This window comes from Clostridium saccharobutylicum DSM 13864, assembly GCF_000473995.1.
GTDB classification, from domain to species: domain Bacteria; phylum Bacillota; class Clostridia; order Clostridiales; family Clostridiaceae; genus Clostridium; species Clostridium saccharobutylicum.
In genome coordinates this window covers 2286090-2299373 of record NC_022571.1, presented here as the reverse complement: position 1 = coordinate 2299373, position 13284 = coordinate 2286090, and the positions used below count along the sequence as shown (strand labels likewise).

Annotated in this window: 13 protein-coding genes; all 13 read right to left on the bottom strand. The window is 28.1% G+C overall.

The window, feature by feature from the left end; all coding sequences use genetic code 11:
• Positions 1–64 precede the first annotated feature (64 nt).
• Complete coding sequence (locus tag CLSA_RS09855) at positions 65–1096, bottom strand: epoxyqueuosine reductase (protein WP_022746093.1); 1032 nt, start codon at positions 1094–1096, stop codon at positions 65–67.
• Positions 1097–1238: 142 nt separating this feature from the next.
• Complete coding sequence (locus CLSA_RS09850) at positions 1239–1676, bottom strand: MarR family winged helix-turn-helix transcriptional regulator (RefSeq protein WP_022746092.1); 438 nt, start codon at positions 1674–1676, stop codon at positions 1239–1241.
• A 233-nt stretch (positions 1677–1909) separates the two neighbouring features.
• Positions 1910–3388: an Lsa family ABC-F type ribosomal protection protein gene (locus CLSA_RS09845; protein ID WP_022746091.1), complete on the bottom strand. Its 1479-nt coding sequence runs from the start codon at positions 3386–3388 to the stop codon at positions 1910–1912.
• Between the two features lie 861 nt (positions 3389–4249).
• Positions 4250–4672 carry a DUF2000 domain-containing protein gene (locus CLSA_RS09840; RefSeq protein ID WP_041716548.1) on the bottom strand — a complete coding sequence of 141 codons (423 nt, stop codon included), beginning with the start codon at positions 4670–4672 and terminating at the stop codon, positions 4250–4252.
• The gene (locus tag CLSA_RS09835) at positions 4632–5579 is read right to left on the bottom strand and encodes a DMT family transporter (RefSeq protein ID WP_022746084.1); all 948 of its coding nucleotides are present in this window, start codon (positions 5577–5579) and stop codon (positions 4632–4634) included. The genes CLSA_RS09840 and CLSA_RS09835 overlap by 41 nt, the downstream gene beginning before the upstream one ends.
• Entirely contained in the window at positions 5572–6411 is an 840-nt protein-coding gene (locus CLSA_RS09830) for an AraC family ligand binding domain-containing protein (protein ID WP_022746081.1), read from the bottom strand. Before CLSA_RS09830 ends, CLSA_RS09835 begins: the two co-directional genes overlap by 8 nt.
• 562 nt (positions 6412–6973) lie before the next feature.
• Positions 6974–7495 (bottom strand): PadR family transcriptional regulator, encoded by a 522-nt coding sequence (locus CLSA_RS09825; protein ID WP_022746078.1) that lies wholly within the window; start codon positions 7493–7495, stop codon positions 6974–6976.
• 63 nt (positions 7496–7558) lie between these two features.
• A complete protein-coding gene (locus CLSA_RS09820; RefSeq protein WP_022746075.1) occupies positions 7559–8407 on the bottom strand; it encodes a sialate O-acetylesterase in 849 nt (282 codons plus the stop codon).
• 617 nt (positions 8408–9024) lie between these two features.
• Entirely contained in the window at positions 9025–9906 is an 882-nt protein-coding gene (locus tag CLSA_RS09815) for a sensor histidine kinase (protein WP_022746072.1), read from the bottom strand.
• Positions 9907–9929: 23 nt separating this feature from the next.
• Positions 9930–10664 carry an ABC-2 family transporter protein gene (locus CLSA_RS09810; protein ID WP_022746069.1) on the bottom strand — a complete coding sequence of 245 codons (735 nt, stop codon included), beginning with the start codon at positions 10662–10664 and terminating at the stop codon, positions 9930–9932.
• 15 nt (positions 10665–10679) lie between these two features.
• Entirely contained in the window at positions 10680–11405 is a 726-nt protein-coding gene (locus CLSA_RS09805) for an ABC transporter permease (protein ID WP_022746066.1), read from the bottom strand.
• Positions 11389–12318, bottom strand: coding sequence for an ABC transporter ATP-binding protein (locus CLSA_RS09800; RefSeq protein WP_022746063.1), 930 nt, complete (start codon positions 12316–12318; stop codon positions 11389–11391). Before CLSA_RS09800 ends, CLSA_RS09805 begins: the two co-directional genes overlap by 17 nt.
• A 261-nt stretch (positions 12319–12579) precedes the next feature.
• Positions 12580–13263, bottom strand: a complete 684-nt coding sequence (locus tag CLSA_RS09795; protein ID WP_022746060.1) for a response regulator transcription factor — start codon at positions 13261–13263, stop codon at positions 12580–12582.
• Positions 13264–13284: the final 21 nt, after the last annotated feature.

The window sequence follows — 13284 nt, the reverse complement described above, 5'->3', positions numbered from 1 at the left end:
TAATTAATTATACTAATCCACATAATGTAAACTTGAATATTTTTTAAATGATAATATCAAGAAATTATTGTAAACAAAGTTCCTTACAAATTGAGCAAGCCATTTCGCTTACTTTATCATTTTCATTATTGCATGCATTTATAATAAGTGTTTTATAACTTTCTTTATAATTATTACGCATATAACACAATACATTTACCTTCCATTTCCAAAGATCTTCTGCTGATAAATAAAAGAACTTTGGCTGCACATTGTCACGATAAAAATCTTCTTCCATATTTAAAATATTCTCTGGTGTTAATGAAGAAGATAATTCTGAAAGACCAGGAAATTCTTCTTCTCCCTTCCATTTCCCTTTATTCATAGGGCATACATCTTGGCAAATCTCACATCCATAAATACAGTTTCCAAATGTTTTGCTTAACGGTTCCTTTGGCAAATCACGCCCACCAAAAGTTGTAAGAAATGAAATACATTCCGTAGGTGACATAGTATATGGTGCACAAAGAGATTTTGTAGGACAAGATTCCCTGCAGCGATTACACGACTTTGGACATGGTACAACATTATTTGTTTCCTTTAATTCCATTTCTCTGTCAGTTACCCACGCTTCAAGATGAACCCATGAACCAGACTCTGTGTATAAAAAATTATTTCTACGAATGATACCAGCTCCGGATTGCAAAGCTGCCCAGCGCATTCCAACCACTCCAAATTTTTGATTTGTCTCTACTCTTAAACCAAGTTCTTGCATATATTTTTCCAATACACGATTGTTCTGATATTCTTTTGTATTTTCATCAACACGTGTATCAAATAAATATGCCTTAGCTATACGTCCATTTAATATCTCTGGAACCTTGTATTTTCCGTATGGTACTGTAAGTACCACTACAGACTTTGCCCATGGATATATTTGTTTAGGATTAGCCAAACGCTGCTGACTCTGATAAAACATCTTTGATTTTGGAATTTTTTCAATACGTTCATTAAACTTTTCAGCATATTCATCCATTAAATTAATTGGAATAATACCACACTTTTCATAACCTAATTCGTAAGCCTTTTTTTGAATCATTTGCTCAATTGTACCCATATTGAGACCCTCCCTAAATAAATTTAATTAAATTTTTAGTTATATTCATAATATTTTCTTTAGGAAATACTGCTAAAACAATACTGCAAGCATCCTCATCTTTATCACTTTTCGTGTATGTACACGATAAATAGTAAAAAAATTAAGGCACTAAAGCCTCAATTTTAGAGAGCAATGTTGTAAAAACATCTATATTGTCTTTGCCTAAATATTCTTCTAAAAAATTTTGTGCTTTTTCCCAAAGTTCTTCTGCGTATTTATAGGTTTCAATTCCTTTATCTGTTAACTTAAGCTGCCTATTTCTAGTTCCTTCTGTTGACATATCTTCTATAAATCCACTTTGTTCTAAAGGTTTAAGATTTCTCACAAGAGTAGTTCTATCTAACCTTATGGCTGAAGCTAAATCACTTACACTTACTGGTCCTAATTGGTTTATATGTTTAAGTAATGAGAACTGACCTAACTTTAAATTACTTGGTGAAATAAATTCATCATAAACTTCAGTAAGGGCTTGTGAAGCTCTTCTAATATTAAGACAATTACAAGGAGATGGTTTTTTATCATAAACTTTTCTATCCATAATTATCACCTTTTTATTTTTCGTGTATCTACACTATTTAATATACTTTCTAAATTCTTTTTTGTCAATATATTTATACATATCTGTTAGGTTTATATATGTATATTAAGACAAACATATATATATCCCTGATTTTTAAGATGTTTAATCTTTTAAAGTACATTTAGACTAAACACTTTCTATGTGTTTAGTCTATAATGCCCTTTTACTTTAACATACTATGATTCATTTACCTAAAGCTCAAAAAACTTTGTTGCAACATTTTTGCAAAATTCACTGTCATGCTCTACAAATAATAATGTTGGTGAATATTCAAGCAGTAATTGTTCTATCTGCATACGCGATATAACATCAATAAAATTAAGCGGTTCATCCCAAATATGCAAATGAACTTTCTCGCAGAGACTTTTTGCAATTAATACTTTTTTCTTCTGCCCTCCGCTAAAAGATGACATATCCTTTTCAAATTGAATTCTTGAAAAATCAAGTTTTCTTAATATTAATTTAAAAAGACTTTCATCAATATTGTTTTCAAGAGCGTAATCAGTTAAGTTACCCTTAAGATGCGAGGTATCCTGTGATACATATGATATTTTAAGCTCACTTCCTTTTCTGAAAGTACCTGTATATTTTATATTCTCACCACAAATAAGCTTGATAATACTTGATTTTCCTGAACCATTTTTGCCTTTAAGTGAAATTCGGTCACCTTGTTCAATACTAAAACCAACATCTTCGCAAACTATGGTATCACCATAAAAAATTGAAACATTCTCAAGTTCCACAAGCTTATTTTTATGATAAACAAGCTGGGAAATCTTCAATCTATCAGAGCTTTCAATATTTTTGAGAAGCTTAGACTTTTCATCAATAGCACCTTGCTGTCTGTTTTCGATTGACTTGGAACGTTTCATCATCTTAGCAGCCTTATGGCCAACATAACCCTTATCAAGTTTAGAGCCAGAGTTTGTTGTTCCTTTTTTTGATTTTTCCACTTCATTTGACCAATTGCTTGATCGCTTGGCAGACTTCGATAGACGATTAATATCTTTCTTAAGCTTTTCGTTTTCTGCTAACTCAAAGCTATCCTGCCTTTTTTTATTTTCCCACCAGCTAGAAAAATCACCTTTCTGTATTTCTATATTTGTCTTATTTATTGAAAGGATATGATCAATACAATTATCCAAAAAAGATCTATCATGTGAAATTAGAATAAATCCATTCTTTCTTTTCAAGTAATTGCTAAGCTTTTTTCTAGATTCAGCATCCAAATGATTGGTTGGTTCATCAATAAGCAAAAATGAATTTTCTTTCAAAAACATAGCAACTAGCAGTGCTTTGGTCTGTTCTCCTTTTGATAGTGTATAAAATTGTCTATACAAAATATCTTCTTCTACATCGAGCAGCGATAATTCTTTCATTATTTCCCAATCCATTGAATTTGGACTAATTTCCTTTATTACATCTATGGTGAAATTTTCTTGTTCCTTCACCTCATATGGAAAATATTCAAAAGTTACATTGGCAGAAATATTTCCAACATATTTGTACTTCCCTAATAAAAGATTCAAAAATGTAGTTTTTCCTCGTCCATTTCTTCCCGTAAAGCCCAATTTCCAATCAGTATCAATTTGAAAGCTAATATTTTCAAAAACAGTATCATAACTGCCTTCATAAGCGAAGGTCAGATTTGTAACATTTATTAAAGACATATTTTTGTCCCCCTTTGTAATTATTAATTATACAAATAACAAAGTCGGAACAATAGGCGACTGGTCTTACTCCATATAAATGTCGCCTGAAGTTTCCGGCTTTATATGGAGATTATCATGCGTTAGCATAGTATCTTTATTTTCCATAATATTGTTTATCCTCCTTATTCTCATTATTTATAAAAAATAAAAGCCATAAGAAATTATTATTCTTACAGCTCACAAATATACATAGTTAAACTAATCATTATAACATTAGAATATATATTTAAGAGAAAAAATAACAACTTTCTTGCTTATGTACAACAAAATAAATAAAACATATTCGTTTATATTCCTGTTATATCACACTTTAATAATTAGCAAGAAATTTTAATCATTTTTCCAACTCCAATCAATATATTTGTTTAAATAATATCATACTTATTTTCACAATACAACAAATAAATTGACTTTTTAAATTAATTCTCGATTATTTATTTTAGTAAATTCAAAAAGCTGATCTATAGAGCTTTTTAATTTTTTATTATAGTTTTCATTTTGTTTAAATAAAAAATTAATGTTGAGTCCTCTTATAAACCAAAACAAACTCATTAAAATCCAATTTTTCAATATTTTATTAGGTTTCATAGTGGAGGCGAGGCATACATGCCCTCCATTTTTCTATCCAATTATAGTAGATTTCACATTCATCTATATGAAATGATTTAATATCTCTTATTCTAAAAAAGCTACGTTATTTGTGATACTACTCACCGTATAAATAGAAAGTTATATAATTTTTTCTTCATTAACATTTATTTTAGTTATTTTTTACTACCATATAATTCAAAACAGTTACCAACTTAATCCAATTACGTATTATCTCAACAACGGCATACTCCCTGTTAATTTATTGACTTTTTTCTTATTACCACAGATAGCAATACCAAAATAAGTATGCTCTTCCTCTGGCGTAATTGCTGATTTCTGTATATATTCACTATAAATATTACAACCTTGTGCAACATCAGAAAAGTCAGCTACAATCATATCGTCGTAATATTGAGCATATAATTCCTCTCTTAATTTTCTTAGAATTTCTTGATTTCCTTTAAGGATGGGAACTGGAATTTTAATTATTCCCAGATGACATTTTCCTGAAGCATCAAATGTATCTTCTCCTACAAATTCTGGAATACACTTTCCTAATGTAATACCTAATATTGTAGAAGTATTTGCAATAACTCCTAAAGGAAGATCTTCATTTATCACTATAACGCATTTTGTATCTTGTTCTTTCATCATTCATTTCTCTCCTCAATTTTATAATTTGTTTTCCATCAGAAATAAAAAGTCCTGTTAATGTCAAAGCAATTCCTATAATTGAAATGGCAGTTATGTTTTCATGTAAAATAACAACAGATGAGCCAGCTGTTATTACAGGCACCATATAAATATATACACTTGTTTTTACTACTCCCAAAACCTTTACTGACCAATTCCAGGTTACAAAACATAATGCAGATGCTCCAAAACCTAAATATAAAATATTCATTAGGTTTAATGCACTAGTGAATCTATATAATTGGAACTTAAAATCAAAAATAAATATGGCCGGAATCATAAAAATTAATCCGTAGAAAAACACTTTACGCGTGGAAATAATAGTATTATATTGAAATGAACTAATTTTCTTCATAATAACAGAGTAAACAGCCCATAAAATAGCAGCAAGTATTGCTAATATATCACCAAACGGATTTAATTTTAAAACAAACTTTCCATTAAATTCTATAAGAAGTATTCCTATTATAGCTACCATAAGTCCAATGAAAAAGCGTAATGTTAACTTTTCATTATCTAAAAACAGATGCGCAAAAATAGCAGTAAAAAATGGGGCAATTGAAATAATCACACCTACATTAGTTGCAAGTGTATAAATTAATGAAATATTTTCTAAAAGAAAATACAAAGTTACTCCCGATAATCCAGCTATCACAAAATAAAGTTCTTGTTTCAATTCAACCTTTTTTACATGATGTGGATATATAAACAACAATGTAATATAGCCAATTGCAAATCTAAAGACTAAAATCTCAATGGGTGTAAAGTCTTTTAATAATACTTTAGTTGAAATGAAAGTTGTTCCCCAAATTAAGATTGTAATAACTGCTGATAAATGTCCTAATTTCACTTTATTACTATTCATTTTCTTTACTCCTGCATCTATTAATAAAAATATTCATATATTGTTTTGGCGTTAACCCAATTAGTTTCTTAAAAAAGTTTGTAAAATGACTTTGATCTGTAAATCCTGTTTTGAATGCCACATCCATTGGAACAACCCCCTGTTCCAACAGTTTCTTTGCTTTACTAATACGAATCGTTTGAAGATAATTGTATGGTGATATTCCTTTTTGTTTAGTAAAGGAGTGTAATAAATAATATTTACTTAATCCAGTTAAATCACTCAATTGATTCAATGTAACATTTTCCATATAATTATTTTCTAAATAATCGCATACTGTCTTAATTTCCGTACTAGCTTCCTGCATAGTTGTGTCAGAAAATAGATTTGAATATTCTCTTATCAATTGTTCTATTATAAACAAAAACAACTCTTCTTTTTTTAAATTCTTCTCCTCTTCCATTATCATAAGATGCAACTCCCTTAAAGAAGATACAAGCTCATTATGGAATAAAACAACTTCTTTAAAATTTGGAAGATACTCCTTCCCTATTATTTCAAATGTAATTTTTTTCATTACATCCTCTTTAATATTAATACATCGATAATCAAGTGCTCTATCATCAATTTGTTGGCATGTATGAATATCACCAGGATTAAATAATATTAAATCACCTGTTTCTATGATAAATTGCTTATTTTTACAAGATAAATGCCTTTTACCCTTTTCAATAAACCCAATAACATAATAGTCGTGAAAGTGATTTGGAAACTTCTGCATGACACCTTTAAAATTATAAGCCTCTATACTCAACTCTGCGTCAAAACAAACAGTTCTAATTTCATTTAACATTTATTTTTCCACCTTTCTTTATATCTTTTTTTAGAATATCATAAAAATTTAAATAGTTCTTGTATGATGTTGTTCATCCCTCATTATCCTAATGCCTTAATTCTTCTATTTATTTATGCAAAAAACAATGAACCCAATGTATTTCTTAACTCATTGCACTTACTCATCTGTAGATACTGAGTTTCTATCCAATTATAATGATTTATTTGGTTAATATTTTATTTAAACAATAAAAAATTACTGAACTACACTCCCTTAGAGGGATTTTTCTAATATATATAATTTCAATTCAATACATAAATACTTCTAAAGCTAGATTTATTCAGCATTTTAAGCTTATATATTCTATAATTTTCTTGTACAATAAAAATAGAGGATATGCTCACAAAATAAGCGTATCCTCTATTTCTAAAATTTAATTGCCTTTAAGTTCTTCTTTACATAATCGACTCAATTCATATAGTGCTTTTAATCCAACTGATAGAACATATTCACAATACAACAAATAAATCGACTTTTCTGATTTAAAGATTTATTAAAATATAATGCGATTACACATTCATTAATTTTTATTTTTTATATCTTTTAGCAGTCCCTCAAACCATTTAACATTTACTAAATGATGAGAAAGTGAATTTTCCAACATTTTTCCAAAATAAGTAAGAGGAGTTTCATAACTCTCAATAGATTGTTGCAATAAAGAAATTTTCTTTTTAGTTTGTTCGATTTGTATTTCTATTAGTTTTGTTAGCTCCTCGCTTTTATATTCATTACCAAATAGCAATGCTGCATAAAAAGATAAATTTATATAATCTGTCTTAGAGCCATACTTGTACATTAAATTTTCAAATTCTTTATCTCCTAGTTCAGTGATGATATAATTACGCGTCTCTCTAGTATTATCTAATTGGTCAACTTTTTTAATATATTGTTTTTCTTCTAATTGTTGAAGATTATAATAGAATGACCCCTTAGTGAAATTTACTATATATTTATAGTGTCTCTCTTCCATTAAGGCTAATAATTCATATCCATAAGAACCTGGGTTTTCTTTTAATAAACCTAGAATTAATAATGGTATCAAAAAAACATCTCCTTTACGTTCTTCATCAAAATTATATTGATAGTTATTTCATAATTATAAGATTTAATCATTGTTAATTTGCATAACTTGAGATACAAATTTATCATATGATATTTTTCCTAATGCAAAGTCCATGCTTTTCATATATATCTTTTCTGCTTTAGTATGTGTTCTAGCATTATTAATATTTATTAACTCATTTTCATCAATTAATGGTTTCAAAACATGTTGCTTATTAGAAAAGGCTTCAAAATATCGTAAACCAAATTTTCTTTGAGAAATTGCATCAATATGAATACCATCAGGGTTAGAAGTTAAACCTGAGGCGGTGACAAAGTAACAATTATCTTGTTCAAAAGCAAATTTTTGCAACTCTTGATTAATAAAGTTATATTCAGTACAGCTTTTTCCAAATCCTTCTTTGCCTAAAAAATCTCCTAAACCGCCAATAATGAGAGGAATATCTGGAGCATTCAACTCCTTTCTAAGAGATTCAATAATTAAAAGTAATTTTTTATAATAAACTTTATAATTACCATTGATACTATCATTTTCTCCTTGATGCCATAGAATTCCTGTTAACTCACTGCTTTGCATAGCAAATTTAGCTTCAGTTATTGCATGTCTAAAGAGTACTTCGTCTACAGCCCATTCATCCAGTGAGCTTCCACCTTCAGCACAAGGAATTAAGCCAATAGTATCTTCTTGATTTTGACTACACCATGCATCTGCAAATGAACCGGCCAGACTTATTCCTGAAACAGGACGGTCATAATTGATAGGCTCAGTCATCATTTGCCATCTACCATTACGCAACATTTGTATTCTTTCATTATAAATCGGAGGTACTTCATGAATAAACCCTCGTCCAGCCATATTCGATTGTCCTAACATTAAAAACGACTTAATCATTTTTTTCATCCTTTCTTTTTTAATATTTATGAAGAAATGTTTTCAATTCTCAATAAATATTAAGTAGTTACTTATTTAATATTTTACCCATTACAAACAATACATTTAGGCATATTAAAGTAAATAACAAGTCCAAAATTGCCATGGATATTTTTTATCAGGCAAGGAGGTGAATTGCCATCATAGCGGGCCTATTAGGTCAATTTGCCGACGCAGCATGATGGAAAATAGGCTGACAAATAGACTTATTATTTATTTGAATATGCCTTCTATTCATCTTCTGACCAACTCTTTAATAATACGTTATTATTAATTCATTGCTTCAGTAGATTTTCAGATATCAAAAACCACTGCATTTATTACTAGTCTAATTAGACTAGTAACACTTAAATATTATAGTCTAATTAGACTAATTGTCAATTATGTTTTTTCAAAAGTAAAGATAAGATATATTTTAGATTATCCATAGAAATATTAATTAACTCACAAAAATATTTTTTGTGAGTTAATACTTATCTTATATCAATATCGCAGAAATACTCATCATCAATGTTTTTACGCATTTTTCTATATGAACTATTCCTCCTAATTTATAAAAATTACATAATCCTATTTCGTTAAAATACAATTTTTAATATTAAAATATTTTCTTCAATTTCTGCTACAACTTTAGCATTTATCTTCTCTGCCAATAATTTTACAATATAAAGACCTAAACCTGTGCTGCCTGAACTTCTTGATCTATCAGCTGTATAAAACTTTTCAAATAATAAGTTTACATCTATTTTTCTAGAATCTTGAATCTTGTTTGCAAAGCTAAGTTCAACATGATCTTTTTGAGTAAGTGATATCTTTGCATAGCTCGAAGTATATTTAAGCATATTGGATATTAAGTTTTGTATAATACGCTGCAAAATCATTTTATCTGCCTGAGCAAAAATTGTAGTATTAGGTAAATCAAAAATCGGCTCAATCCCGGCTTCTTTAAATGAAATTATATTTTGGAGCAATGCATCTGAAAGAAAATTATTCATATTAATTTTTTCTAACTTTATGTGCATTCTATCATTTTCAATAATTGTTATTTCAAAAAAACTAGTAATGAGATTATGCAAAATTTCAGATTTCTTTTTTATAATATTTATTTTTTCTCTTTGATTTTCTGATAATTCACTTTTTTCAAGCAACTGTAGATAACCCATTATAGAAGTAAGAGGCGTTCTTAAATCATGTGATATACTTGCAATAGAATCCTTAAGTTTTTGCTCATTTCTCAAAACCTCTATTCTTAGCTGGTTTTGAAAATTTATATTTCTATTAATGCTTCCTGCAAGATATTCAATATCTTTATCAAGCAGTGATATATCTATCTTCTTTTCTGTTTTTCCTTCTGAAATATTTTCTAATTGTTTCCCAATACTTTTTATTTGAGTTTTTAAATAATACACATATAAAATTAGTAAAATAATTAAAAGACTTAATATTAATATAACAAGCATTATGTTCATCCTTATAAAAAATTTTATTTTAATTCACAATTACGAAATATATTATAGCTTAAAGTTAGTATAATACCTAATAAAATTATAGCTTCTAAAGAAAATGATATAAATTGAAATATTGAATTATGGGTTAAAATAACTCTAAGTAAATTCATTGGATGCATATATAATGGTAAATTCATAGTTCTAGCAACAAATAAATATATTGCATTCATAAGAATTGTAATAACTGATACTATAACAGTTTTTAAGTTATCCCTAAATATTACTCCAAAGAATATTATTATAGAAAAAATAGCTAGATATAATAATGTTGTACAAATTAAAATTTTCATTAATATAATTATATTCACTTCAGCGGGTGCATTCCACCCATACTTTATTGTAACAGCAAATGCACCAGAAAAAGAATAAATAAGCATTACTGCAGTTGTAATAATAAGTATTGAAATAGCTTTGCTAAAAAATACAATGCCTCTACTATTTCCATATGAAATTTTAGATATTAAGGTCCTATTTGAAAAACTTTTTCCTATTAGTAATGCTGGAAAAGCTGAAATTAATATACAAGTTCCTGGAGCATCATATAACATTGCTAGTAACGCTTCATACCCTCCTATAGGTAAATTATAACAATTCATTTCTAAATCTCCATAACCTGAATATGCTCCATAAACAATCGCAATTCCTATCATAAGCAAATAAATATAATTATGGCTAATCTCATACATCTCCATTTTTAATAACTTTTTCATTTATTACACTCCCTTTTATCGTAACTCTGTTTTTTTAAAGCAAAAATATGATATGCTTAAGAAAAATAATATTGTAATAATTCCAATTAGTCCTGCTTCTTTAAATTGATTGCGTATTAAAGGCCTATATAAAATAAGGCGTGCTTGTGCTAATGGCAAAAATCTAAATATAGTTGTTCTTATATCATTTGTAGAATTTAAAAGAGAAATATTTATAAAGTATATAACAACCGAAATTCCAACTGTTTTACCAATATCTCTAAATATAAAAGCAGCAAATATACTTATACTTGACATAGCCATTCCTAATAAAGATGTTGTTATTATTGTTTTAGCTAAAATATTTCCCTCATTTATAAAATATACTGTAGTATATCTGTGTAAAATAATATTAAGAATTACATTTACAATTGGGCTAAATAAAATAACTAAATTAACTCCAATGAAATATGCTGACACCTTGCAAACAAATATTTGAAATCTGCTATGACCTGCACATACTGTATTATTTATAGTTCTATCTAAAAAATCATTTCCAAAAGAAATTGCTCCAAGTAGTATTGGAAACACCATTAATAAACATGCATAATAAAAGCTTACCCCTATATTTTCATATCCAGTTATGAATGTATGACTATCTGGAGTCATGGTAATTCCAAAAAGTGTACTCATGATAAACACAATCCAAAAACTTTTACTCAAAAATAATTTGTAAACCTCGGTTCTAAACAGATTGATCACATTTATCCCCTCCAATTCTTCGGATAAAGTAATCTTCAAGGCTATCTCCTGACAAAGAGATTCCAGTTATTATTAAATTATTTCTTGATAATGCTACTGAAACAGATTTAATATCATCTAGATAATCATATAAGCGAATTGTTTTATCTGGCATTATTTTATAGTTATTTGTATGAAGCTCTTTTTCTAATATAGTATCTGCAATAGATACATCATCTACGTTAATTGCAATATGCTTTTTGCATTTTTCATTAAGTTCTTCCTGGGTTAAAGTTTCTAATATACTTCCATGAGAAATAATAATATAATGATCAGCAGTATGATAAAGCTCATCCAAAATATGACTTGATATTAAAATTGTCATTCCCTTTTCTTTGTTTAATCTTTTAATCAGCTTTCTTACTTCAACAATTCCAATAGGGTCAAGTCCATTTACAGGTTCATCTAAAATTAAAAACTCTGGGTCATTAATTAATGCAAGTGCAATTCCTAAACGCTGTTTCATTCCTAATGAGAAATCTTTTGCTTTCTTTTTTCCTGTATCCATTAATCCTACTAACTCTAAAGTATCTTCAATAACTCTTTTATCAGGAATACCTCTTTGAATACGTTGAATTTCTAAATTCTGATAAGCTGTCATATTAGGATATAATGCAGGGGTTTCAACCATGCAGCCTAATCGCTTTCTCTGATCTTGCAAATTCTTTTCTCCAGTTTGTCCAAACAAATAAAGTTCACCAGAAGTAGGAAAAGATAAGCCAGTAATAAGTCTTATTAATGTTGTTTTTCCTGCACCATTTTGCCCAACAAAACCATATATATTACCTTTTTCTAGTTTTATATTTATACATTCTAAGGCGTGTGTATTTTTATATTTCTTTGTTAAATTTTTAGTTTCTAAAACGTAAGTCATAATTACATCTCCTCTGCTTTTCTATATTTTCATTTTAAAAATCATACTTAAAGAAAACCTTAAATCAATTCTAAAGAAAACCTTAAATCATATGGATATACAACTTCATTCAGGACTTATGTATGTGTATACATCTTTCTTTCTATGCTTAACCAATCAAATCAATATTTTTTGCAGCAAAACACTTATGCATGTGTATATAGAATTCTTTTCATGCATGAATAAATTAAAAAAAGCAGGCTTTAACCTGCTTTTTTCAATTTATTCATGCAATTTATAACCCATTCCCCAAATTGTTTCTATATATTCTTCATTTGGATTTGCACTTTTAAGCTTGTTTCTAATATTGCTTATATGTACATTTAGTGTATTATCTTCGCTGAAATATTCTTCATTCCAAATACTTTCAAATAAATTAGCCTTTGAGAATACTTTTTGTGGATGACTTAACAATAGCAATAAAATCCCATATTCTTTTGAAGTTAAAACCAGTGTATTTCCATTTACTATTACTTTCTTTTCTTCTTGATTTAAAGTAATGTCTTTATAAGTTAAATTTAGTTTTTCTATATTTGTATCTGAACTACAACGTCTTAAATTACTTTCTATTCTTGCTAATACTTCGTTTAAATCAAAGGGCTTGGTCACATAATCATCTGCACCTAAACGCAATAAATCCACCTTTGTATGTATCATATCTTTCGCAGATAATATTATTACAGGAATATTAGAAAAGCTACGCAGTTCTCTTAAAATTTCATCTCCACTTTTAAATGGCAGCATTAAATCTAAAATAACTAAATTATAAGCTGCGTTCTTTAACTCCCTCATGCCATTTATTCCAGTATTAGCTGTTTTTATGTCATACTCGTTTTCTTCTAAAAACTCTTTAAGTAAATTACATATTTCTATATCATCTTCTATAATTAAAATTTTCTCTCTCATTATCATCACCAACCAAATCAT